Origin of the sequence: Variovorax sp. WS11, assembly GCF_010499245.1 — a bacterium.
GTDB lineage: Bacteria > Pseudomonadota > Gammaproteobacteria > Burkholderiales > Burkholderiaceae_C > Variovorax.
The window spans coordinates 275369-298939 of sequence record NZ_JAAGOW010000004.1; the positions used below are offsets into that span (position 1 = coordinate 275369).

Below are 23571 nucleotides of genomic sequence, written 5' to 3' on the forward strand. Positions count from 1 at the left end.
ACTCGCCTCCGTCCTCAGGCCGTTGCCGCTGCCCGGACGCCGCCGCGACCTGAGGTCGGCGCCACGGTCGGCGCGCTGAAGAGCAAATTCTCTTCCTGCGGCCGGTCGTGAAACCCGTCCGCCATGACCATCGGCGCGACCACCATCGTCCGAGCCTTGTATTTCATCGTCACCCGCGCGATCGGGTAGTTGCCCGCCAGCTTCACGTAGCCGGTGAGATTCGGCAGCAGATGGAACTCCGCGGGCGATACGAGCCGCTCGGTGTCCTGGCGGTGTGAGATCGTCCCCTTGCTCCCTGCGGTGCCGACCGACACGCTCGGCGCACGTCGCAGCACCGTGTGCTCGCCCAGCCCCCGAGAGAACTCCTCGGCGGTATAGGTGTCGAGCTCGCCGATGCCGCACAGGAAGGCGCTGCGAAAGCAGTTGCGCAGCGTGAGCGCATCGTCCTTGCCGTAGATGTCGTTCAGCTGCGCCAGCGACTGCACGCCCGGCATGATCCGCAGGCCCTTCTTCCGACCCTTGGTCGCCGCATCGATGATGTAGTTCAGCTTCTCCAGCGAGTCGAGCTCGTCGCACACCAGGTGCAAGCGGCGATTCGGATCTTCCGGCATCGACAGGACGCTCGCGCAGGTGACGTCGACCCAGCACGAGATCAGCGGCTTCAGGGCCTGCAGCATGTCCTCGCGCCAGGTGATCCACAGGCTGCCCTTGCCGGCATCGAGCCAATCCCGGAAGGAGAAGTCGCCCGAGGGCAGGTACTTGTGCGGCGTGATGTACTGGGTGAGCACCGTGCGAATGCTGGCCAGCGTGTCGGGGGCGCCGTGGAAGCAGCCTGACGCCGGCGTTCCGGCCAGCAGCGCCTTGAGATCGTCATTGCTGGCCGTCGTGAGCCAATAGACCAGGCGCTCCGTGGTCCCCGCACCCTGCCGCAGCAGGACCGTGAGCGTCTCGCTCACGATCGTGCGTCCCATGCTGTTCCAGGTTTCCTGTTCGGTGGACGGGCTGCGCGGGATCAGGCTGATCGCGTACTGCTCGCAGTCGAAACTGGTGCGAATCTCGTTGAAGATGCTCCAGCCCTGGCTGCGCTGGTCGAAGGGATTGAGGATGACGTCGCCCGGGGCGTAGAAGTAGCGCATCGAGGCGCCGTCGGGGTCCACGCAGATGACCCGGTCATGACGGGCGACCGCGCTTTCGATGTAGTCGCTTATGCACACGCTTTTTCCGGTGCCGGTCGAGCCACCGACGAAAAACTGGGTGTTCTCGACCTCCTTCGGGATGGGAATACCGGCGAAGCGCAGCTGGCGGCTGCCCTTGCGCGTCTGCTCGGCCAGCAGGGTCTGGCTGACCATCTTCGGTCCGCGCAGCCGGGTCACGAAGACGGCGCCGCCGAAGTGGTTGGCGTAGCGCTTCGCGCAGAGGGCGAACAACAGGATGCCGAGGACCAAGCCGACGGCAGGGCCGAGCCAGAGCGCCGGGATGCCGGGCGTTTCCCTGGCCGCATACCAGAGGCCACGTGCGAACAGGGAAGCTGGGAGCCGGTAGTACAGCGCCACTCCGGCGATCCAGCCGGCAGCGACGGCCGCAAAGACGCAGAGCGCCAGCCACGACCGCAGTGTGTTGTCCGGGGTGCGGTGGTTGACGAACATCAGCGGCCCTTCAGGTAGCCCTCGATGGCCGAAACGTCGAGCACCTGGTCGGCCTGGGCGCGGATGCCCTCCCCCACCGACTTGCGCACCATCACGTACAGGCCGCATACGATGGCGAGGAGCATGTCGGTGTCCGGCTTGCCGGCATCGCTGTCGCGCAGCCGCTCCACGCCGGCGCCGATGCGATCGAGGTCGCCGCGGATCTCCTGCAGCACGCCGACGTTGAGCTTGAGGGCATCGAAGTAGACCTGCTTGATGTGGGAGCTCAGCCCGGCGACACCCGAGGCTGCATGGGCGCGCTGCAGCAGTTCGGCCTCCTCGTCGTTGAACTTGATGGACACGATGCTGGGCATGGTCCTACCCCCTCACGCCCTGTCCATGCGGGTTCCGGCCGGCTGGGTCATACCCCGCCGGTTGCAGGTCATACCGGACTTTGCAGTCTGCATGCGGGTTTGCCGGCACCTGGTAGGTGCGTATGGTGTATCGCCCCTAGGCGAGTCGGCGAACCCTGTGCCATCCGCCAAAACGCGACCTTCAAAGAGGAAAACGGGTCGGCCGAGCCGAAGGATCGGCCGAGAGCGTGACAGTAGGCCGAAGGCAGACTGCGTCCAAAGTGTGCTCAAGGTGTACTCCTGCTGCGTCCTGGATGTACTCATCATTTATCCTGATTTGCAAGACAAACTCGATTTGGTTCGCCACAATGTAGCGTTGAATGTGACGTTTATCCAGCAGCATGGAGAATCAGAACATCCTCGATCTTGTTCAGCAACGCACCGAAATGCTGGTCGCGGAGAAGCTGCGAAGCACGTCGACCGTGATCGCGCGCCTGCGGGACCTCATTGCGGAAGCCCATCGGCTGGGCCACAGCCACTCGGCCATCCATGCGCGCCTGCTGGCGGGCGGCCTCGAGGCCAGTTGGAACAACTACCGGGTCTGCCTCGTCAGGGCTCGCAAGCGCGCGGTGCGCAGGGCCGGAGCGCCCGCGGCGCCTCACGCGAGCTCACAGCCTGAGCCAAGCCGAGCTTCACGAGCGACGGTTGGCGCGGCCGAGATGGAGCCCGAAAGCTCTTTCTCCTCCCCGACGCACGTCCTCGACGCGCTGGCCGGGGCCAAGCAAGTGGCCTCGCGCGACTACGCACAAGTTGCCCGAGACCTCCATCGGAAGACCCGCCCATGAAAATCTGTGTCCTCAACCTCTCGGGCAATGTCGGCAAGAGCACCCTGGCCGTGCACCTGCTCGCTGCCTTCGCCCCCGCCTCCAAGATCATCAGCGTCGAGTCCATCAACGCCAGCAACGTCAACGACGTGGAGGCATTGGATGTCGAGGAACTGAGTGCCAGCCGGTTCAAGGAAATCTTCCGGGAAATCATGCTCAACGACGAAGTGATCGTCGATGTCGGGGCCTCGAACGTCGCGGCCTTCATGACCGAGATGACACGATTCAAGAGCGCGGTCGGCGAGTTCGACCTGGTGCTGGTGCCGACCGTGCCGGCCGACAAGCAGCAGCGCGACACCATCGCGACCATTGACTGGCTGCACACGCTCGGCATTGACGGGAGGAAGGTGCGCGTGCTCTTCAACCAGTATTCGACCGAGGGCCTGGAGCCGATCGAGCTGGTCTATGCGCAGGTCGCCGGCTACGCCGCCACCGACGGCAAGGGCAAGGCGGTGTTCGAGCCGCACGCGGTCGTGACGTTGAACGAGGTCTATGAGCTGGCGAAGTCCAGCAAGAAAACCATCATGGAGCTGGCAGGCGACGCCACTGACTGGAAGACGGCACGCAGCGAGGCGAAGCGAGCCGGCGACCTGGTGGCGCTGGAGCGTGCGATGTCGGGACAGATGACGCACGACTTGGCCGTGACCGCGCACGAGAACCTCTCGCAGGTCCACCGCGCGCTGTTCCCGGGCGCAGCGACGACGGTCAAGGCCCGAAGGGCATGAGCCCGACCAGCGCCCAGCACGCGGCGCTCAGGGTCTTGCTGGAGGACGTCGAGCCTCTGCTGAAGCAGGCCGACGAAGTCGCGGCGACGTTGAAGGCCGTGCGCGAGGAACTCAACGCGGACCTGGAGACGCTCGGCGCGCTGGTTCAGCGGACCGTCGATGCGCAACCCGCCCTGCTCGAAGCCGGCCGAAAACTGAATGGCTCCGCCGCCCGCATCGAAGCGTCGATGGGAAGCGCCGGTGCCGTGCCGCCAGCGAAACCTGGAAGACCGGGTGCCTGGCTGGCGGTGCTCGCCGCATCGGTGGGAAGTGCCTTGCTGTCCGCCGCGCTCGTGACAGCGGTTCTCTGCTTCGTCGGTCGCGACCTTCTCGAGCAGGCCCGAATCGGCCGCGCCCTGCAGTCGGCCTGGTCGTCCCTCGACGCGGGCACTCGAATCAAGGTGCACGAAGTCATGCGCAAATAGAGCCGGCGAGGCTTGCCTCGCCCGATCGCCTTGCAGTTCCGTCTCGTCTTCTAAAGTGGTGTTGGCTGCGCAAAGTGGCGACAACCGCAAGCGCCTTCGCCTTGCTCACGCCGCTTTGCGCATTGCTGCGGACCTTGCGTTCCCTCGATCGGCCCTCACTTTTTCTGCATGGGGCCGGCCGGCGCCCCGGTGCGCCGGCCGGCCCAAAACGCGATTCAGAAATCGCCGACGGCGCGGGTGCTCCGGACTGCGCAAAGCTGGAACGGCGCTTGCAGGAGACCGCCATGCTCACCACGGACCTGAAAGAGACCATCCTTCGCCGGGCCGGTGTCGCCGTTCCAGCCTCTCCCGCCCCAGCCCTTTCAACCAGCAACACCAGTCGGACGCCGAGCCGAGCCGAGCCTCCAGGGCAACATGCAGGCCGACGGCCGACGCAGAGCCACCGAGCAGTGGACCCGGACCATCGACACCCTCTTCATTGAGTATTCGGCCGCCCGCGCGGCCAGGAGCCCTCGGGCCCGTTCGGGTCGCTGGCGCGAACACCGCCCAGTGAGACCGTTGCCACCTACCGAGCCAGGGCCACCAGTTTCTCTTTGGCACTCTGCAGGAAGCCTCCGCGCTCAACGCCACGCCTCGCCTTGGTTTCGCCTTCTGCAATGATCTCGAACGCACTGGGAGCAGCCAGTTTCCGGCCAAGGTCGTCGCGCATGGCGAGGGAAGCGTGACGCTTGCTAGAAATGACGTGGACCTGAAGGTGCCGGCCAATAGCGGCCGAGACCTTCTCGCAAGCCGCCGACATTGCCACCTCATCAGGGACCTGCTGGCCGTGCACCACAAGCAGTTCAATCGTGGCGTCCTTGCCTTCTCCGAGGATGTAGGCACGCAGAACAGAATCCTTGAACTTAGACCGCAGCATCGTGCGGAGGGGTTCCGCGGCAGCGAACGATCTGAGCGCAATAGACCGAAGCTCAGTGTAGAAAACGAACGACATGTTCGCCCCGACCGTCCCAGATTCGTCGGCCGCCGACCTGTGCCTGGTCAGGATGCCGCTCTTGATGAGATGCTCCTGCGTCCGCTCAACATCGTCTGCATCCAACCTGGCCTTCTTGGCGAGCTCTGCAACGGAAAACTGATGGGTCGGTGCTGCGAAAACGACCTTCAGCAACTTCTGAACTTCTGGAGCGAGGAGGAAATCTGCGGCACTCATTCGGGCTGGGGAGAACTGCGACTACGTCATGACCACCGTCCCTTGCCGCATGCGAACACAGGGAGGTCGGGTTTGGTTTTAACATGAAGCGCGTCACAAGCGGCTGGCGGCCACAACGCGCCGCTCGCCTGCCTGCCTGCGGAATCCGGCCCTAACTCGGCGAAAATCGGGCATGCGCAAGCCCGCCTTTCTTTGCCACACGATTTCTTAAGCGCTTGTGCTCCCCACCGAACTCAAGGGCTTCATCCTCACTCGTCGCTGGCGTGATGTCACGGCCGGCACCGAGATCGAGTACTGGCTGGCAACAGATGCGGGGCCGAGGAAGGTCGTCCTGACCTCGCAGACCTCCGTCGCATTCGTCGAAACACAGCACAGGGCGTCGGTTGAAGCGCACCTCGCCGCCATGCCGGAGATGCAACTGCGTGAGCTCGAGCTGAAGACCTTCCATCAGGTACCTGTGGTCGGTGTCTATGCCAAGCACTTCCGCCAACTAGGTCAATTGGCACGTACCCTCCGGACCCAGAGCATTCCCTTGCTCGAAGCCGACGTGCGCCCGCACGACCGCTACCTGATGGAGCGATTCATCACGGCTGGCGTGCTGGTGGAGGGAGGCAGGGCCGACCGCTCCACCATCGTCGACTGCAAGATCAAGCCTGCGCCCGATTTCCGGCCGGTGCTGAAAGTGGTGTCGCTGGACATCGAGACGAGTCAATACGAGGAGCTCTATTCCATTGCGCTGGACGGTAAGGAAGGCCGTGTGGTCTACATGCTGGGCGAGCCGCCCCCTGAGCCGGGGGAGCCCATCAGTTTCTCGCTCATCTTTTGCCCAACCCGCAAGGCCATGCTGGAGAGGCTCAATGACTGGTTCGAGAGGAACGACCCGGACGTCATCATCGGGTGGAACGTCATTCAGTTCGACCTGCGAGTCCTTCAGAAGGCAGCCGACGCGTGTGGGGCGAAGTTCCTTCTCGGGCGAGAGCGTCGGCCCATCGATTGGCGGACCCATCCGGGAAAGCAGGGCTATCTGTTCGCGGCCATGCCCGGCCGGGTGGTCATCGACGGCATCGACGCACTCAAAGCCGCGTCGTGGAGCTTTCCTTCCTTCAGCCTGGAGGCCGTTTCACAAGAACTGCTGGGCGAGGGCAAGGCCATCGGCGATGAGTACGACAAGATGGCCGAGATCGAGCGGCGGTACCAGGAGGACAAGCCCGCGCTTGCGCTCTACAACATTCGAGACTGCGAGCTGGTTCTGCGCATCTTCGACAAGGCGAAGCTGCTGCAGTTCATGATGGAACGTGCCCACACCATGGGCCTGCAGATAGACCACCTCGGTGGCTCCATTGCCGCGTTCAGTCACCACTATCTGCCGCGGATGCATCGCCTGGGCTATGTGGCGCCGAACGTGGGCGAGATTCCGAACAAGGCCTTCCCCGGTGGGTACGTGATGGACTCGAAGCCAGGGTTCTACGACTCGGTCGTGGTCCTGGACTACAAGAGCCTCTACCCATCGATCATTCGAACGTTCCTGGTCGACCCTGTGGGCTTTGTGGAAGGCTCGAACGCCAGCGACCCGGCAAGGGTCATCAAGGGCCCGCGAGGGACCTCGTTCTCGCGCGAGAAGCATTGCCTGCCGGAGATCGTGACCACCCTCTGGCGGGCTCGGGACGAGGCCAAGCGAGTCAAGAACGAATCGCTGTCGCAAGCCCTGAAGCTGCTCATGAACTCCTTCGCCGGCGTGCTGGGTGCGGCCGACTGCCGCTTCTTCAATCCTCAGGTCGTCTCCGCCATCACGCTGCGGGGACACGAGATGATGAAGCTCACACGCGAATTCGTGGAGAGCCGGGGCTACGAGGCCATCTATGGTGACACCGACTCCATCTTCATCTGGCTCAAGCGCACGCACACCAACGAGGAAGCGCACGCCATCGCGGCCAACCTCGCGAGGGACATCAACGACTGGTGGACGCGCACCCTCCGCGAAGAGCACGGGCTGGAGAACTTCCTCGAGATCGAGTTCGACACTCACTACAAGAAGTTCTTCATGCCGACCATTCGTGGCTCGGACGTGGGCAGCAAGAAGCGCTACGCAGGCTTGAGCGTGGATGCGACGGGCAGGGAAGAGATGGTCTACCGCGGTTTGGAGATGGCCCGCAGCGACTGGACGCCGTTGGCGCGCCAGTTCCAGGAGGGCCTGCTGTCGCGCATCTTCCAGGGCGAGCCTTACAAGGAGTTCGTGACCGACTACGCGCGCTCGACGTTGGCCGGCCGGAAGGACGACCTTCTCATCTACCGGAAGCGCCTGCGCCATCGCCTCGATGCCTACCAGGTCAACGTACCGCCGCAGGTCCGCGCCGCGCGCATCGCCGACGAGTACAACGGTCGGGTCCATCGGCCTCAGCAGTACCAGAAAGGCGGCTGGATTCAATACGTCATGACTCGGAACGGGCCGGAGCCGCTGGAGACGCGCCATTCCCGCATCGACTACGAACACTACCTGAGCAAGCAGCTCCAGCCGATTGCCGACGCCATCCTCCAGCCGATGGGGGAGAATTTCATGGCCCTGACCAGTTCACAGCAAGGTCTTTTCTGAACGTCCCCCCAGGTCTTGAACCTTCCGTCGGGAGGCAAGTCTCAGTGGCCAATCGTGGACCGGTTTCTCAGACGGCACACGGGTGCCAACCAGACGTTGCATAGCGACCCAGAAAGACGCCACCCGCTGGCGCAGCGTCCGGCGAACCAAGAATACGGTGCGACGAGGAGCGTGCACTGAATTCCTCTGCTCAGGCTTCGCGGCATTCCGCGCTGGCCGCTGCGTGCAGTCGGCGACGACAGTCGGTCACAAGCAGACCGCCGTGGTCGACCTCCAGCATGAGCGTTCAATGATGAAATCAGGTCATCGACGGCGCACTGATGCGCCAGCTCTCTCAAGCGCCCCTCATGCACACCCTGAGCCAGCACCAACCATGCCGCATCGTGGCTAGACTTGGGAATGTTCAGAGCTCTGCTCGCCCTCATCCTTTCGCTGCTCGCCTGCAGTGCGCAAGCACAGCGCCAGACCCCTTCCAGCATCGAAACTCAATCGGCGTACTGCATCAGCGTGCTGAATGGCCAAGCCAAGGATGCTCAAGCGCTCGCCTCTCTGCCGGCGCCCGGGTGGCAACAGGACGGCTTCCGGCAAGCGCAGGCAGGGTACGAGCAAGACGTGCGCCGACTCCGGAGTTACCTCGTGCCCCGGATGAAGTACCTGGACGGAGAAACGCTGCTTGCGGCTGCCGATCGAGGGCAGTCTGACGTGAGCTCATTCCTGCGGACACAGCGTGCTTGCAAGGCCCGCTGCGACACGAAGCCAGCGTCCGTGGCAGGCGCCACTGCAGAAAACACTGAGTGCCTCAGCGCTTGCTCTGCGGAGAATCCTGCGGCAGACCGAGTCAAGGCGTGCAGCCCGGTGGACTGGTTGTGATTCTGGAGCGGCATGAGCGCATGTAACTCGGCGGCTATGGAGGCCGCGCGCGACCCGAAGCTCTCCGGCAGAATCCGGCGATGAGCCAATACTGTTCGCTTAATTAGAAAAGCTGCCTGAAGGGTTGGTTGGCGACCATGGCCGCACGCCGGAGCGCCGGACAATTTGTATTGGGGCACCTGGTGGCCCTGAGAACAAGCAGGGCGCGAAGTCCACGAGTACGCGAGTCGGAGCGGCGCGGTCGTGACCCGCGTACGGTGAGGTGCGTCGTTTGACCATCCGCGGAGAACGCCGATTGAGAGTCCTCGATGCGCGAATGCTGCCGCTGGCCTGGAGCAGTTCACGGAACCAGCGTCGTCGCTTTTTGGGCCTCGCTGGGGGGAAAGGCCCCGGAGTGGGGCTGCGTACGTCGGAGGAGTTCTACGTGTCCTTTGAAGGACAGCTCGGCGTGAGGTATTCGGTGGTTGGAGGCCCCTTGATGCAGCAGCCATCTCACCGCGTAGTGCGCCAGCACCCAGCCGTAGAACTCTTGACGCACCAGCTCGGGTGTCTTGCTTCGGAGCACCCGCCGGCTCTGCCGCAAATGCGTCTTGAGTTCATCGAACACGGACTCGATCTCCCAGCGCTGGTGATACAGCGCTGCCAGCTCCATGGCGGGTGCGCGCTGCGGGTCCAACAACGTCGTCAGGAGTCGGTAGCGCGGCTGCGCGTCATCCAAGCCCGGCAACTCATAGTCGATCACGCGCACCGCCATGGCTTGCTGCTCGGCCTCAGCTCGGGGAACATTGCTGGGGCGGATGACACTGAGGAACGACCCATCATCGAGCACGCGTTGGACCGGCATCTTCCACGTGCTCCCGCATCGCCATAGCAACTGCGCTCCCGTGGCTGTGGCCTGACGCCAATGTTCGAAGGAGTTGAAGCCCCGGTCGGCCATGCAAAGCATGCCTGACTCGAGACGCGGCAGCAACGCGGCCGCGAGCCCTCGCTCGCCATCGCTAAAGGCCCCAATCTTGGCACCGAGAATGGCGTGTGTCGCGCACTCGATCAATACGGCGCAGCGAGCCTGCGGATAGCCGGCATGGCCAGCGGTGATCGCACTGCTGCTCGGGTAACCGAAATCCCGCGCGTTATCAGCCTCGTCAGGTAGCTCGAACGTGCTGCCGTCAAACGCTACAAGCCGCAAGCCGGCAAAGAACGCTTGCGGATGATCCTGGGGATTGGCCAAAGGCACACAGCAGCGCTTGATCAAGTCGCTCAAGGGTGCCGAGCCGATGCGGCTGCGCAAAGCGCTAATGGAAGACTTGGCCACAAGTGCCGGCTGCGCGGCCCCATTGGCCCAGGCCAGACCCTGAGAGACGACGGCGAAGACCTCTTCGTAGGCTGCTTCGGGATACAGGCTCAAGGCCATGCAGTAGTAGACCCCAGCCACCGCGGGGAAGCTGCGAATGCGTTGGCTGTTGCAGCCGTGCTCGTCCAGCACAGCGTGCACGACATCGGCTGGTACCACCCGGGCCAGCAAACTGGCCGCCAAGAAGTCGCTAAGCCTGGCTCCCTCGCCCAACACTGCCTTCGTCCGTGCCATATCCCGTCCGCCATCGAGTTGCCACGGAAGCAATTGTAGGCGACATTGCTCTAATCGAACAGTATTGGGCGATGAGCGGGCGGTCGGCCGCGCCGCAGAATTCGCGAGAAGGCCGACGTTCGCGGCGTGAGCGCTTCCCTGATCCGGTGGATCGGCTCGCATCCGTTTGAGTCTTGTCGATAAACGATGGCTGGATGCGTCGCCGGCCAGAAGCCAGCCTTGAACGTCGTCGTCAGCCGTAGGTGCCGTACTCGAACAATAGGTTGCTCATGGCGTCGTCGACGGCGTAGCCGATGTTCTGACTGATGTGATGCACGGCATCCAGACGCTCCATGAGCGGGGGCTGCTGCGCAGCCGGCAGTCTCGTAATGGCCTGCAACGCCTGTTCGAACATTCGCACCAACGCGATATAAAAGCCCTCATCCTGCAGGCCGACTTCGGCACTGAACCCTGACGCACGCTCGCAGTCGTAGACCATCAGTTCTGCCAGACCATCTGATTGACCAATGGCCTTCTGGTAGTTCGCGATGGACTTCTTGGCCTCGGCGACGGACGCGTTCTGGTTCCTGAGCATGTCGGGCCAAAGCCAACGGTTGATGGTGGCCTTGTACGGCTTCAGGACTCCTCTGCCAGCCCGAATCGGGTGTGAAGGAATACTTGATTGTCCTTGTTGGCCGTGTACAAGTCGTGCACCAAGCCGACAAGGCCGTCGCGGTCGAAGCGGGTCAGCCTGGCCTTGATGTCGCTCCAGGACGCGGCCCTTTTCGTCTTACTTGCTTTCATCTCTGTGCGCAAAGTTGAGCCCGCAGCTCCCAACCGGGGCAAACCATCCTGGCTGAGCCAAGGCCGAGTGGCCAAAGTACCATCGTAAATTTAGACTGGCGTCGTGCATCGGCCGCAGCCGATCAGAGGTGAGCGCCCTCCAGGGGCTCTACCGTCGCGCGAAACTTTGAGGGGCGATGCCATGAAATACGACATGGTCAAGGTCGAAGAGGTGCTTCTGGCGTTGCTCGGCGTCTTCGAGTTCGAGAACGGACGCGTATGGAAGCGCTATGACTTCGCAACCATGGATGGTCTGCATGAAAAGGGACTCATCACGGTGCCGCATGGCCGCCAAGAATCGGTCTACCTGACTGACGAGGGGCTGCGCCGCGCCAAGGACCTCGCGGCCAAGCATTTTGGGACCCACGGGGCGGCACCGGAGCCTCAGTAGCTGCGGCAGAATCCGGGCCAGGACCGGACGTGCGTTGCAAACCCCGAGTTTGGGCAATGCGGGTCTCGTCGGCTCGAGTGCCCGCAAATGACGGGACGTGATTCCTATCGCGTTGCCGGGATCCGGTGGGCGCCTGCATCGCCGACGCGACGCAGGTCCGACACGAGCTGCAACAGCTCATCAGCGTCCCAGTGGTCGTCAGCGTGAAGGCCGTACTTGGCCGCTGCGATAAAGCCCCGCGAGTCGACGAGGAAATCTGCAGGCAAGCCTAGGATTCCATTTTCAGCCTTGTTGTAGAACCGGCCGGTCGCCAGAATCCACCGCAGACCCGCCCAGAATACGCGCGGGTGCAACGCTGCCCATTTCGACGTTTCCACACCGAACCGACGGTATTGTTGCTTGGTTGGGTCAGCGACACAGTCAAAGGGCAGCTGGGCCTGATACGCGAGCATCTCGTTTTTCGATGAGTGAAAGAGGATGACTTCACGAATGTCCGCCGCCTCGAGGTCCTGGCGCCTTCTTGCGAGACTCAAAAGATGGAAGTTGCATACCGGACAGCCTGCAAAGCGACGGAACTGCAGATGAACCAGCCGCGCAGAAGCATCCGGCACGGTCAGACGCTCTCCGCGTATGGTTTCCAGGGCCATTGCGGGTGCGATATCGCCAGGTGCGAGCTTCATGAATCTTCTTTGAACGAGTTGCAGATGCGGGTCTTGGCCGCGGGAGGCTCGAAGTCGATTATTAACGTACAATGTACGTCTACGTAATGTACCGGCCAAGTCAGAACGGAGTCAAGCGTGGGACGTCCTGCAAGATTCACCCGTGAGCAACTCCAGCGAGCCGCGCTCGCGCTTGTCGATGCGCAGGGACTCGCGGGCCTGACCATGCGCGCCTTGGCCAGCGAGCTTGAAACCGGGGCAATGACCCTCTACAACTACGTCTCGCAGCGAGAGGAGTTAGAACTCCTGGTGGTCGAGGCTGTCATCGGTCAAGCCCAATGGGCGCCCGACGATGACCTCGCCTGGCACGAGGAGCTGGAGGCCATCGCCGTCAAGTTGTGGCGCTCCATTCGAATCCACCCGCACGTCGTACCACTCATCCTGACCAGGCGCAGCCGTTCCCCGGCTGTGTTCGAAGTGACCGAGGCGCTGCTGCGAACGTTGGCGCGCAGCGGACGCACGGGAGACCGCCTTCTCATCGCTTTCAGAGCCGTGTCTGCGCTCATCATGGGCGCTGCCCAGGCCGAGCTCGCTGGACCGCTTGCGCTACAGGCAGGCGAGTCCGCCAGCGAGACAATTGCTCGATTTCAAGCTCTCTCTCAGGACCGATTTCCACATCTGATTGAAATCGCAACGGCAGCTTCGGCCAGTGACGCTGAGACCGAGTTTCGCGCAGGGCTGGCCCTCCTAGTCGATGGGTTGCGCACTGAGATTGTTTCAGGCCGCTGAGTCCTCGAAGCATGCGGTGGCGGGCGGTATTCCTTCTATAGGGGGCGAAGGTGATTCCGGCCGAGAGGCACGTCGGCATGAATCCCGCTTCGGGCCCGAACCTCCGACGCCTGGGCCTCTGTCGGCTGCGGACCTTCAATGAGGAAGCTCAGGTGCTGCACAACAAGCGTTTCGGGGGCGACGCGAACCGCTGTTGTGGGACGCAGCGTTGCCACTGTCAGCCGGTTACTGGACCGCCTGGGACTGTCCAGCCTGAAGGCGCTCGATCCGGTGGCCCCGCTGATGCGCTACGAGTGTGAGGCGCCAGGCGAACTGCCGCACATGGACACCAACAAGCTCGGGCGCATCGTGCGTCCCAGCCACCGCGTGACGGGCAACCGGCGCGATTCGGTGGACGGCGCAGGCTGGGAGTTCGCCCACGTGGCCATCGATGATCACTCCCGCGTGGGCTTCGTGCAGATGCACGGCGATGAGCGAAAGGGCTCGGCCGTGGAGTTCCTCGAGGCGGCGGTGGCGCACTACGAGGCGCTGGGCATGAAGATCAAGCGCCTGATCACCGACAACGGTTCGGCCTACCGCTCACGCCTGTTCGCCAAGACTTGCCAAGCCTTGGGCATCAAGCACAGCTTCACCAGGCCGTACCGGCCCCAGACCAAGGCGTGGACTTCATACTGCACCTTGTTCGGATAGTTGAGCGGCAATAAGGCGTGGGGGCCGACCGCCGTATCGGCTGCCGGCGCCTTTAACCAGTGTGACGTTGCCGGGCGGTTCGTACAAGCATCGATGATTGTTGCCGTACAGGTGGCGCTTGAGGACGCCGAGACGGCCGAGTTGATGAACGGTCGTCGAGGACACACCGAGGTGCTTGGCGACCTCTTCGCCAGTGAGCATGCCGCGCTCGCGCAGCCGCTCGAAGCGGCTCTTGAGCGCGTAGGCGTATCGCACCAGGATGACCTTCTTCATCGTGAACGCTTCGCCGCGCCAGTTGCGATGCCCGAGCGCGTTGAGCTTGACGGCGATCTGCCGGTCGGTAGAGGTCTCGAGCAACTCGTCGATGAGGGCGACCACTTCCGGCGGGGTCTTGCGGATCTGCGCGATGGGCCGCGGCTTGTCGACGCAAAGGCTTTGCGTTCGTCCGCCGCGCCAGCGTACGTGCACCGCAATGCTCGGCCCGGCCACCAACGTCACGTCCTCGATCAACAATGCCAGCATGCGCTTGCGTTCCAACGCACTGGTCCTGGCGTCGTTCCAGACCCGAGGGAAGTCGCGCGCCAGGTCGACGATGCGCTTGCGCGCCGGCTCGTCGAGTTGAGCCTCATCCTCGTGCTGCTGGCGTTCGTGCTGTTGCTGCAAGGTGTCGAGTTCGCGCAGGCGTTGGTTCCATTCCGCCTCGAGCGCATCGGCCACCAAGCGGTTGTCCGGATCCACCTTGGCGTAGCGGCGGCGGGCTAACTCGGCCTCGTAGCGCGTGCGCTGAAGCTGCGCCTGACGCCGCGCGGCGGCCTGCTCGATGCGCTGCGCAATCTCATCCTGCACGGCCAGTGCGACCTCGATCGCCGCCGGCGCCACGGTCTGCAGGAGCAAGGCGCTGACCGCCGCGTCGACCGCCGGTCCGTGAACCGCTTGACACGGCTTGCCGGCTCGGCGCACGACCTCTTCGTAGCAGCGGTAGTACGCACGCAGTTGGCCACTGAGAGACTCGTAGTGCACCCGCATGCGTGCCCCGCATTTGCCGCACAACACGCGCCCCTGCAGCAGGCCATTGCCCTCGCGCGGCATGCGTCCCCGCTCTCCGGGGGCGAAGCCCAGGTTCTGCCGCAGCCTGAGTTCATTGCGCTCGAACTGCGACCAATCGATGTAACCCGCATGGGCATTGCGGATCAGCACCTTCCAATCCTGCTGCCCCACGTCTCGCTGCACCGGCCGCAGTTGCGCGTTGCAGAAGATGCGCGAACGGCCGTAGACGAAGGCGCCCGCGTAGCGCGGGTTGTGCAAGATCTGCAATACCCGCGAGACGTCGATCAGGCCCCACAGCAGATCACCCTTGCCGATTCCTCGACGGATGCGTCGCGGGAACAGTACCTCCTGTTTGCGCAGACGCCGCACAACGGCGCAGGCAGAGCCGAGGTCGTTGAACATCTCGAACAGCAATCGAACGGTGTCCTGGACCTGGCGGTCGGGGTCGAGAACGACGTGACCAGCGCCGTCGTACACCAACCCGATCGGCAAGGGCATCTCCAGCTCACCTCGGCGTGCCTTGTTCAGGATGCCACCTTGCAGGCGTGACTTCAGGATGTGCAGTTCGGCTTCGCTCATCGTGCCCTTCAGACCCAGCAGAAGGCGATCGTTGAAGTGGGACGGGTCGTAGACCCCGTCCTCGTCGAGGATGAGGGTGCGTGACATGGCTGCCAGCTCAAGCAGGCGATGCCAGTCGGCGTTGTTGCGTGCCAGGCGTGAGACCTCCAGCCCCAGCACGATGCCGGCGTGGCCGAGCGCAACCTCGGTGACGAGACTCTGGAAGCCGTCGCGGTCGCGTGCCTGCGCACCGGACAGGCCCAGGTCGCTGTCGATCACGTGCTCCAGCGGCCAGCCCAGCGCCACCGCACGCTCGCGCAACGCGTATTGGCGCTTGGTGCTCTCCGTGTTCTCGAACACCTGGCGCAACGAGGATTGCCGCACGTACAGGAACGCATCACGGCGCAAGTGGTCGGCGTCGACCTTCAGGGCAGAATCACTGGGCATGAAGTACCTCTAACTGGGTCGCCAGCACCATGTCGGCCAGCAGGCGCACGAGCTGGCGATCGAGCGTGCCGGTGGGTGCCGCCGATGTCGGCGGCGCGATCACTGAAGATGTCGAGGGTGCCGCGGTGGCGCGCAACACCCGCAGGCCGTGCCACATGCCGTGGAAGATGATTGCGCCCAGAGCGTCTGGACGGCCTCGACCGGCCACTACGTCGGCGCGAATGCACTCGTAGGCCGCGGCCGCATCGCTGGGCAGACTCGACGAGGTGTTCGTCGAAGAAGGTGTCAGCGTTTTTTTTTGCGAGCGATTGCCCGCTCGATGCTGCGTGGGTGCACCTTGACACCCAATTGGGTGTGAACCAGTTTGGCCATCTCGCGTGCGTGCATCGGGCCGCTGCCGGTGTGGTGCGACTCGATGACGTCCATCACCTCGGCGGTGAGCTTGTGGGCTGACTTCGGCCCGCGCGGTTGCGGCAGCAACCCGGCAACGCCGTCGCGCTCGAACGCGGCTTCGGCCTGGTAGAAGGTCGGTCGCGACAGGCCGAACAAGCTGGCCGCCTCGGCCTTGGTGACGCCGTCTTGCCGCGCGTGGCGAAGCATCTCGTACTTGACCTGCACCAGGTCGTTGGCGTCGAAGAACCCGCCGGGGTGGAACCAGTCGGCCTGAACCCGACTGGGCTGCACGTTGAGGATGCCCGCCTCGCGCAATCGGTCGAGCTTGTTGGCAGGCTTGGGCATGGTCGCAGTGGTTCTTGTTGTGTAAATCATAATATGCCGCACTGCATGCAACGTCAAGATGGATTTGCTCCTTCTGATCCAATGAACTTGAATGAATTAGGCCAGTTGAATTTAAGAGGCGTCTACCGGCAGCACCAAGTGCGGCGTTAATACGTTTACACATGCGGCGCAATTTACTTGACACGCTTGCGCCTGCTGTGATGCCGACTCTTGATCTCGCCAACCAGCGCCACGAGCGTCGACAGGTCGTCCGCGCGGAAGAACGACCGCCCGGCTGCAGCATCGGTTCGAGCATCTGGCGGATCAACGTCGGTCCACGCCGCCGGCAGTGAGCGCAGCTGACCATGGGCGTCGAAGAACATGACGCGGTCCTCGCCCCAGTTCTGCTTGCGAGTGGCAAGCACCAGGCGCCGACCCTTCCACGGATGGAAAGGGTGCGTGACTTCGACCTCTATGGACGCTCCAGACGCTGCATCACGTGCAGTTCTGGACCTACGAGAATGGCAAAGCCGAACGCTTCATCCAGCCCTGCCTGCGTGAATGGGCCTACGGTCGCGTGTGGGCCAACAGCCACCAGCGTACCGCCTGGCTGCCCGCGTTCTTGAGCTAGTACAACGCCCGCAGGCCGCACTCGGCCCTGGGCTACCTGCCTCCAGCGTCCAGGCTCGGCGGGAATAACCTATTGCAACTCAACACCCAGCGGGTTTGCTGCTCTACACACGCGGCCGACCGACGGGTGAGCACCTGGTGAGCACCCATCACTTCAAGCGTAGCGATTTGGGCTATCCGGGAGGTACCTTGCTCAGATCGCGATCGCGTCGAGCGTCTCCTTGATGTGCTTCAGCACCGCCGACTTCACCGTCTGCTCTTCATCTGCGAGCTTCCTGTCCTTCGACGAGCGGCGGCCGATCTCGTCGAGCGTGCGGTCGATCAACGTCTTCGCCGCTTCCGACTTGCCGATGTTCTGCGCGATGTTCTGCTTCGCGACCTCGGTGTCGAGCGTGCCGGCGACGAACGTGCGCGCCGGCTTGCCGCCGACCGAGACCGGCTTCGTGACGTCGTCGATCTTCGCGCTCGTCGCCGCGCCGGCCTTGCCGAAGTCGCCGCTGTCGAATTGACCGTAAAAGATCGAGTTCGTCGTGCCGCGCGCGCTCTCGAGCAGCGTCGCGCACTGCTTGCACGGCGTCAGGCTCGAGAACACGACGGAATTCGCCGGCAGCTTCGTCTCGCCCGGCTTGGCGAGGAAGTAGGCCAGCATCAGGTTGACCTCGGCGTGATGGAAGCTCGTGCTGTTGAAACCCCACGCGAGGATGCGGCCGCTGTCGCTAACGAGGATCGCGCCGACGTAGTTGCCGAGCATCGTGCTGTGGTGGCGCGCGCGCGAGATCACGGCGTAAGCCGCCAGCGCGTAGTAGCGCAGTGCGCGCTCAAGGGCCTTCTCGCGCCCGCCTCCCGCGTCGGCGAGCGCGGACCGGGCGGCGACCTCCTTCGCCACTGCGCCGAGGCCGCCGCCGGCGATCGGGCCCTCGGCGTCGCCGAGGAAGCGGCCGCCGACGCGCAGCGCCATCCCGGGAGCCCGCGCCGAGCGCTCGACCGTCCAGTCGACCGAGTTGCGCTGCCACAGGCGCAGCTCGTTGCGGCCGGCCGGGTTCTGCATGTGCGCGAGCTGCGACGACATGTATGTCGTCAGCCAGTGGTCGGAGGCCAGGTTCGTGTAGACGACCCGCCTGTCCTCGAGCGAATCCAGCACGTGTGCCGCAGCCGGCACGCTGTCGTTCGTCGACACGTGGTAGTACAGCGTCGCCCGCGTGGGCGCCTCGGTGCTGCTGCCGGCGGGGTCCAGGTAGGCCGCGATCGACTTGCCCGGATTCTCGCGCTCGAGCCGCGCGAACTCGCCTTTCACATCCATTTCCGTCCTCCTCGTGGCGCGGCCCGGGCGCCGCTCCAGGGGGCACAGGGGGCTGTTGCGGAAGCCGCGGAGCATCGTATCGCGCCCGCTCCCGCCTGCGCTAGCCATCTTTCGATGTAATCTCAGATCCATCCGCCCGGCTCGATCTAGACGCCAGTTCCCCCCGGTACCCATGCACAGAAAATCGATCCTGAGCCAGATCTGAGAGTTCGATGTTGCAGGGTTGCCTTGTTGGCGCACGTTTTCACACAGCCTCGGCCAGAAGATGCTATGTGGGACTACCCGAGCGAGACCCGCTTAGCTAAAACGGGATTTCCTCAACCTCTTGGCAAAGGAGATGGAAATGTCGACAACCCAGACAGCCCCACAAATCAAGGATACGGCGATCGCGGGCGACCTGTACATGAGCTTCGAGCTCGGCGACAAGTCCTGGAAGGTGACGTCGAGCGATGGCCAGCGCAGCCCCAGCCGGTACAACGTGGATGCCGGCGACACGGCCGCAGTTGCACACTGCATTGGCAAGGCCCTGGAGCGCTGCAAGCTCGAGCCGCAGGTTAGGGTGCACTCCTGCTACGAAGCCGGCCGCGACGGCTGGTGGCTGCACCGCTGGCTGATCGAGCAAGGTGTCGACAACATCGTGGTCGACTCCTCCAGCATCGAGGTGAACCGACATGCCAGGCGGGCTAAGACCGACAGGCTCGATGGCGACAAGCTGTTGGCGATGCTGCTGCGCCATCATCGCGGCGAGCGTGTGTGGTCGGTGGTGCATGAGCCCACGCCTGAGGACGAAGACGCGCGCCGCACGCACCGCGAGCTGGCCAGGCTGACCACGGAGCGAACCGCGCACATGAATCGCATCGGCTCGCTGCTGGTGCTGCACAACCTGCGCCCGCACATCATCGTCGGCGGGCGCGACTGGCCCGCCTGGTGGGCACGCCATGGCGCGCAGGTGCCGCCTGTCTTGCGCGCCGAGATCGAGCGCGAGAGCGTGCGGCTGGCGCTGGTCAAGCAGCAGGTCAAGGTGCTGGAGGCCGAGCGGCGCCAGGAACTGGCCGATGGCAAGCAGCCCCTGGTGGCGCAACTGGCCCAGCTGCGTGCCATCGGGCCCAAGGGCGCTTGGGTGTTGGTCAAGGAGTTGTTCGGCTGGCGGCGCTTCGCCAACCGGCGCGAACTGGCCGGCTGCCTGGGACTGGCACCCACGCCCTATGACAGCGGCGGCAGCCAGATCGAGCAAGGCATCAGCAGGGCCGGCAACAAGCGAGCGCGCGCGTTGCTGGTCGAACTCGCCTGGAGCTGGCTGCGCTTGCAGCCCGAGAGCGCCTTGACCCAGTGGTTCAACCGGCGCTTCGCCGGCAACGGCAAGCGCATGCGACGCGTGGGCATCGTGATGGTGGCTTCATAAAGCACTCCTCACAGCTGAGAGTTGGGATGATAGACGTCGGGTAGCGTCTCGCGATGGTTCTTCAAGTGACCTGAGGTGCGTATGCGATCACGGAGTTGCTGCTCCTGTTGGTCGGTGATCGTGATCCACCAGGGGCCCTGTGCGCCGAGATGGCGTGCATCAATAACTCCGCGCTTTATCCAGTAGCGAACAAAATAGACACTCACGGATAGGCGATCAGCAAGTTGCCCGGCTGTGAGCTCTTCTGGACGCATCAGACAGACGGAAGGCACGGCGTAGCGAATGCGGATCCATTTGATCATTGCCCGCGTAATTGGCAGTCCACGCGGACTGCGAAGGCCCTCTTCATTCAAGGCCTGGACGATCTGTTGATTGGAGAGCCGGCTGGACAGTTCTCGTATGCGTTCGATGATCTGGCGCGGGTAAAGCATTTGGTCTGCGATCGGGCTTGGGAGAGGAATCGTGGTGTCGGTGCAGGCACCCCCTTGCCAGCGAACGTGCAGAACGACCTGTCTCGCATCAGTGAGTTTCTCGACCGTGATGTCGCGGATGAGCAGTCGCAGCATCCGCTTGCGATCCTTCGACTGGGTCGTCGCAGCGCGCCAGACGCGCGGCAGATCACGAGCCAGAGCCAGAACCTTCGTCTTCTGCTCGGGCGTCACGACGTGGGCCTTCTGGGTCTGGAAATTTGCGGCTTCGGACTTGACTTCGTCAATGTGCAACATGGCTTCGTTCCAGCGGCGCTCAAGGCTTGCGGCGACCAGGCGATTGGACGGGTCGACTTCTTCATAGCGGCGTTTGGCCAATGCGCAGTCATACTCGGCGCGCTCGATTCGCATGTGCCACTGACGCATGACGGCTTGGTTGCGCTGCTCAAGGTCGTTCAAGGCTGCCAAGGCCAACTCGAGTTCGGCTGGCTTCAGGGCCTTGAATACCTCTGCGCAGATGGCGTCGTCGAGCAGCTCGGTGCGCACACTGAAGCAGTTCTTCGTGGCCAGCCCTTCGCGGCGCCTCCAAGTGCATTGGTAGGTGGGATAGATGCCGCCGTTGCCTTGATAGCGCACTAGGACCGCCCGCCCGCAGGTGCCGCACAACAGCATTCCCTGGAGCAACGCAAGGCCTTCGCGTGCCGGACCGCTGAGCACGGTCCCTTCCGCGTTATTGCGGTTATTCGCCAGGCGCCGCTGGTTCTGATCGAACTCCTCCACGGTGAGGTAGCCCTCGTGGTGTTCACGCAAGTGGACACGCCACTCCGGCATGGGGACCGCCCGCACATTCTTGCGCACCTCGCCCTCGGGGGTGATGCTTCTGGCGTACTGGCGGCGGCCGAAAACGTAGCTGCCGGCATACATCGGGTTCCTCAGCAGGGTCAGAATACGACTCTGGCTGAGTCGACCCCAAACGAGCTTGGTAGCCCACACACCTCCATTGGCGCGCTTTGGGAAGCGCAGGCCGTCCCTTGCAAAGCGTTGGACAACGGCGTAGGCACTGCCCGTTTCCCGGAACACTCGAAACGCCAGTTGCACGGCCCCCCGCACTTCGTCGTCGGGATCCATGACGATGCGGTCGTGGTCGTCAAAGCAAAAGCCTACCGGCAAGGGGAAGCGCAACTCACCCTTCTGCGCCTTGTTCAGCTTGCCGCCCAGGAGGCGCCCGCGCAAGAAATGCAGTTCGGCCTGGGCCATCGTGCCCTTGATTCCGAGCACCAGTCCGTCGTTGAAGTCCGCGGGGTCGTAGCAGCCATCGGTATCGATCACCAGGGTGTGCGTCAGGGCACACAGTTCCAGGAGCCGATGCCAGTCGAGGCTCGAGCGCGCCAGGCGCGACACCTCCAGGGCAAACACCGCTCCGACCTGGCTCATCGAGACATCCGCCACCAACGTCTTGAAGTCCTCGCGACCGGCGATCTGTGCCCCCGAGCGGCCCAGGTCCCGATCCAGCACGCGGATCGACCCCTGCGGCCACCCCATGGCCCGTGCCTTGTCCTGCAGCGCATATTGGCGCTCGGTGCTCTCCTGGTTGTGACGCACCTGACCCGGTGTCGACTGCCGCACGTAGATGTACGCCGGTTTGCTCAGGTGCGCTTGAGTGATGGTCGTGTTCATCGCAGGCCTCCACACTGGACATGAGCGTCGGGTCGGCCTCGATCATGGCGATCAGCATGTTGGCCAACAGAGTCGCGCCAACTGAGAGATCGATGGGGACGGTGGGCGACAGGGGTGATACCTGGCTCACCGTTGCACCTCAGAGTGGCTCTCGCCGACGCAGCAGTTCGTGGTTGATCTCGGAGATCTCCTCCAAGATCTCGCGCACTTGGGCGTAGTTGGCCAGGTGCTCGCATACCTGCGCGTGCTCGGCCTGGGGGACGTAGTCCATTTGAGGCGACCTGCCCGAGTAGCTCACCGAGAGGTAGTACTTGGGTCCGTGTCCGGGACCCTCTGCGCACTTGCAGTTTGGATTGCCGCAGCGCTTGTAGCGTTCGATCAAGGAGCCCCGAAGCACAGCGTCCAGCGGCGGCATCTTGCGCAGCAGTTGCCTGCGGCGTCGCTTGAGGGCTGAAGAGGTCGGCTCTGTCATTCTTGACGGACCACAGATATAACTGGTCCGACAATAGTTCATGAACGCTCATTTGACAAGCCCTCCGCACGAGCGAGCTGCCAGGATCTCAAGCAGCGCGACCAGATCGCACAGCGAGCCCAGGTCAAGCCGAGCCGTCGAGCCGTCAACTCGCTGGGATGGATTGGGCGCGGCGAGGTCGGTCCATTCGCGAGCGATGGCGAAGCTGAGGCGCTCGCCATCATCCCGAAGGATCAGCGTGTCCACACCCGCAACGTATCGCGCCTTCAGTACAGCAAAGCGCTGCCCCCTACGTGGATGAAACGGATGCCGAATCTCGGCCCAACCCAACGACTGGTTGGACGAGAGTGCAGTTGACGTTAACCGTGGTCGCCCTGGCGAGGAGGCTGGCGATCGCGCTGTGGCGCTACCTCGAGCACGGCGAGATCCCGAACGGGGCCTTGCTCAAGCCGGCCGCGGCCTGACGTGCCGAGCAGCCTTGTTCTAACGCGGCCAAGGAACGCATCATCATGATCAAAGGTCGACGCGCCCGCAAGGTCGGCGGGTCACTGCGCAGTGACCGACCCAAAAGAAGGGGCGCGCCGGTAACCGGGGTTTGCCAGTGCGCTTCGCGCGCATGCAGCATGAGGTGCAAGGCGTTCACGCCCTGCACGGATAGAAGTTCGTTCGAGCACTGGCTCGAACGCTCGTCATACCCCGACCTCGGATCAGGATGTATCACCAATGCCGCGCCGTCTCATCCGCCCAGCAACATACAGGTGCCGCCATGAACTACCGCCCATCGAATCGTTGATCACAACGGCTTGACAAACAAGTCCTCATAGAAGCCGTCCTTCGACCCAAGTTCTCAATAGAGGGATTTGATGCCGTTCGATTTGGATGAGCGCAACGTGCAAGGTGCGGAGCAGGCGTTGGGCGTCACTTTCCCGACGACGTATCGCCTGGCCATGATGAGGAGCAACGGCGGCACGGTCGCAACCGAGAGCGACGACTGGGAGCTGTATCCCATCGCGGACGACTCGGACAGAAAGCGGCTCGCCCGCACCCTCAATGGCGTCGTCCCCGAGACGGAGCGCGCACGAACCTGGCGAGGATTTCCATCGGCCGCGATTTCGCTGGGCAGCAACGGCGAAGGTGACCAGGTCGTCTTTCTGGCGGATGGACAAGGGCTTGGTCCGGAGGTCTTCGTCGCCGGCGACTTCGCCGCCTTTGTAGCCGCCGGCTCCTGACGCCCAACTC

22 protein-coding genes and 2 pseudogenes are annotated in these 23571 nt (G+C 63.6%); 10 read left to right on the forward strand and 14 right to left on the reverse strand.

Annotated features, from left to right (window positions below; genetic code table 11):
- Positions 1-14: 14 nt before the first annotated feature.
- Entirely contained in the window at positions 15-1646 is a 1632-nt protein-coding gene (locus GXN78_RS30620) for a type IV secretion system DNA-binding domain-containing protein (protein WP_164255934.1), read from the reverse strand.
- The gene (locus GXN78_RS30625) at positions 1646-1999 is read right to left on the reverse strand and encodes a hypothetical protein (RefSeq protein WP_146163126.1); all 354 of its coding nucleotides are present in this window, start codon (positions 1997-1999) and stop codon (positions 1646-1648) included. Before GXN78_RS30625 ends, GXN78_RS30620 begins: the two co-directional genes overlap by 1 nt.
- 380 nt (positions 2000-2379) lie before the next feature.
- On the opposite strand from GXN78_RS30625, the gene GXN78_RS30630 reads away from it, so the two are divergent.
- From GXN78_RS30630 to GXN78_RS30640, 3 genes are read left to right on the forward strand one after another with little or no spacing between them, the layout of a single operon-like run.
- Entirely contained in the window at positions 2380-2823 is a 444-nt protein-coding gene (locus GXN78_RS30630) for a hypothetical protein (protein WP_106559207.1), read from the forward strand.
- Complete coding sequence (gene stbB / locus GXN78_RS30635; RefSeq protein ID WP_106559206.1) at positions 2820-3587, forward strand: StbB family protein; 768 nt, start codon at positions 2820-2822, stop codon at positions 3585-3587. The genes GXN78_RS30630 and stbB overlap by 4 nt, the downstream gene beginning before the upstream one ends.
- Entirely contained in the window at positions 3584-4051 is a 468-nt protein-coding gene (locus tag GXN78_RS30640) for a hypothetical protein (protein ID WP_106559205.1), read from the forward strand. The genes stbB and GXN78_RS30640 overlap by 4 nt, the downstream gene beginning before the upstream one ends.
- A gap of 565 nt (positions 4052-4616) precedes the next feature.
- On the opposite strand, the gene GXN78_RS30645 is transcribed toward GXN78_RS30640, so the two are convergent.
- The gene (locus GXN78_RS30645) at positions 4617-5258 is read right to left on the reverse strand and encodes a hypothetical protein (protein WP_106559204.1); all 642 of its coding nucleotides are present in this window, start codon (positions 5256-5258) and stop codon (positions 4617-4619) included.
- Positions 5259-5475: 217 nt separating this feature from the next.
- Between GXN78_RS30645 and GXN78_RS30650 the strand changes: the two genes are divergently transcribed.
- Positions 5476-7848, forward strand: a complete 2373-nt coding sequence (locus tag GXN78_RS30650) for a DNA polymerase II (protein ID WP_106559203.1) — start codon at positions 5476-5478, stop codon at positions 7846-7848.
- 1210 nt (positions 7849-9058) lie between these two features.
- Here the strand turns inward: GXN78_RS30650 and GXN78_RS30655 are convergent.
- Positions 9059-10303, reverse strand: coding sequence for an IS4 family transposase (locus GXN78_RS30655; protein ID WP_164255936.1), 1245 nt, complete (start codon positions 10301-10303; stop codon positions 9059-9061).
- Positions 10304-10535: 232 nt separating this feature from the next.
- Entirely contained in the window at positions 10536-10877 is a 342-nt protein-coding gene (locus GXN78_RS42275; RefSeq protein ID WP_258187316.1) for a hypothetical protein, read from the reverse strand.
- 390 nt (positions 10878-11267) lie between these two features.
- On the opposite strand from GXN78_RS42275, the gene GXN78_RS30665 reads away from it, so the two are divergent.
- The gene (locus GXN78_RS30665) at positions 11268-11516 is read left to right on the forward strand and encodes a DUF6429 family protein (RefSeq protein ID WP_106561465.1); all 249 of its coding nucleotides are present in this window, start codon (positions 11268-11270) and stop codon (positions 11514-11516) included.
- Positions 11517-11620: 104 nt separating this feature from the next.
- Here GXN78_RS30665 and GXN78_RS30670 read toward each other — a convergent pair whose 3' ends face one another.
- Entirely contained in the window at positions 11621-12196 is a 576-nt protein-coding gene (locus GXN78_RS30670; RefSeq protein WP_106561466.1) for a peroxiredoxin-like family protein, read from the reverse strand.
- Between the two features lie 117 nt (positions 12197-12313).
- On the opposite strand from GXN78_RS30670, the gene GXN78_RS30675 reads away from it, so the two are divergent.
- Positions 12314-12964 (forward strand): TetR/AcrR family transcriptional regulator C-terminal domain-containing protein, encoded by a 651-nt coding sequence (locus GXN78_RS30675; protein WP_106561467.1) that lies wholly within the window; start codon positions 12314-12316, stop codon positions 12962-12964.
- Between the two features lie 192 nt (positions 12965-13156).
- Positions 13157-13618 (forward strand): annotated as a pseudogene (locus GXN78_RS30680) (DDE-type integrase/transposase/recombinase); the annotation flags it as partial.
- A gap of 12 nt (positions 13619-13630) precedes the next feature.
- Here GXN78_RS30680 and GXN78_RS30685 read toward each other — a convergent pair.
- The 4 genes from GXN78_RS30685 to GXN78_RS30700 all read right to left on the reverse strand — a co-directional run bounded on the left by GXN78_RS30685 (position 13631) and on the right by GXN78_RS30700 (position 16848).
- Positions 13631-15706: a recombinase family protein gene (locus GXN78_RS30685; RefSeq protein WP_164255700.1), complete on the reverse strand. Its 2076-nt coding sequence runs from the start codon at positions 15704-15706 to the stop codon at positions 13631-13633.
- Complete coding sequence (locus GXN78_RS30690) at positions 15696-15863, reverse strand: hypothetical protein (protein WP_164255698.1); 168 nt, start codon at positions 15861-15863, stop codon at positions 15696-15698. Before GXN78_RS30690 ends, GXN78_RS30685 begins: the two co-directional genes overlap by 11 nt.
- Positions 15864-15991: 128 nt before the next feature.
- Positions 15992-16501 (reverse strand): helix-turn-helix domain-containing protein, encoded by a 510-nt coding sequence (locus tag GXN78_RS30695; protein ID WP_239142877.1) that lies wholly within the window; start codon positions 16499-16501, stop codon positions 15992-15994.
- A 116-nt stretch (positions 16502-16617) separates the two neighbouring features.
- Positions 16618-16848, reverse strand: coding sequence for a DUF5372 family protein (locus GXN78_RS30700; RefSeq protein WP_239142876.1), 231 nt, complete (start codon positions 16846-16848; stop codon positions 16618-16620).
- A gap of 95 nt (positions 16849-16943) precedes the next feature.
- Between GXN78_RS30700 and GXN78_RS30705 the strand changes: the two are divergent.
- Positions 16944-17195 (forward strand): annotated as a pseudogene (locus GXN78_RS30705) (integrase core domain-containing protein); the annotation flags it as partial.
- A 51-nt stretch (positions 17196-17246) separates the two neighbouring features.
- Here the strand turns inward: GXN78_RS30705 and GXN78_RS30710 are convergent.
- Positions 17247-18593 carry a hypothetical protein gene (locus GXN78_RS30710; RefSeq protein ID WP_164255939.1) on the reverse strand — a complete coding sequence of 449 codons (1347 nt, stop codon included), beginning with the start codon at positions 18591-18593 and terminating at the stop codon, positions 17247-17249.
- Between the two features lie 103 nt (positions 18594-18696).
- Between GXN78_RS30710 and GXN78_RS30715 the strand changes: the two genes are divergently transcribed.
- A complete protein-coding gene (locus GXN78_RS30715) occupies positions 18697-19755 on the forward strand; it encodes an IS110 family transposase (RefSeq protein WP_239143030.1) in 1059 nt (352 codons plus the stop codon).
- Between the two features lie 8 nt (positions 19756-19763).
- Here GXN78_RS30715 and GXN78_RS30720 read toward each other — a convergent pair whose 3' ends face one another.
- From GXN78_RS30720 to GXN78_RS30730, 3 genes are all read right to left on the reverse strand, one after another.
- On the reverse strand, positions 19764-21860 hold the full coding sequence (locus GXN78_RS30720; RefSeq protein WP_106561480.1) for a recombinase family protein: 2097 nt from the start codon (positions 21858-21860) through the stop codon (positions 19764-19766).
- A 139-nt stretch (positions 21861-21999) separates the two neighbouring features.
- Entirely contained in the window at positions 22000-22332 is a 333-nt protein-coding gene (locus GXN78_RS30725; protein WP_106561479.1) for a DUF6788 family protein, read from the reverse strand.
- Between the two features lie 48 nt (positions 22333-22380).
- Positions 22381-22662 carry a DUF5372 family protein gene (locus GXN78_RS30730; RefSeq protein ID WP_106561481.1) on the reverse strand — a complete coding sequence of 94 codons (282 nt, stop codon included), beginning with the start codon at positions 22660-22662 and terminating at the stop codon, positions 22381-22383.
- 533 nt (positions 22663-23195) lie between these two features.
- Here GXN78_RS30730 and GXN78_RS30735 point away from each other — a divergent pair.
- Complete coding sequence (locus GXN78_RS30735; protein ID WP_146163222.1) at positions 23196-23561, forward strand: SMI1/KNR4 family protein; 366 nt, start codon at positions 23196-23198, stop codon at positions 23559-23561.
- Positions 23562-23571: the final 10 nt, after the last annotated feature.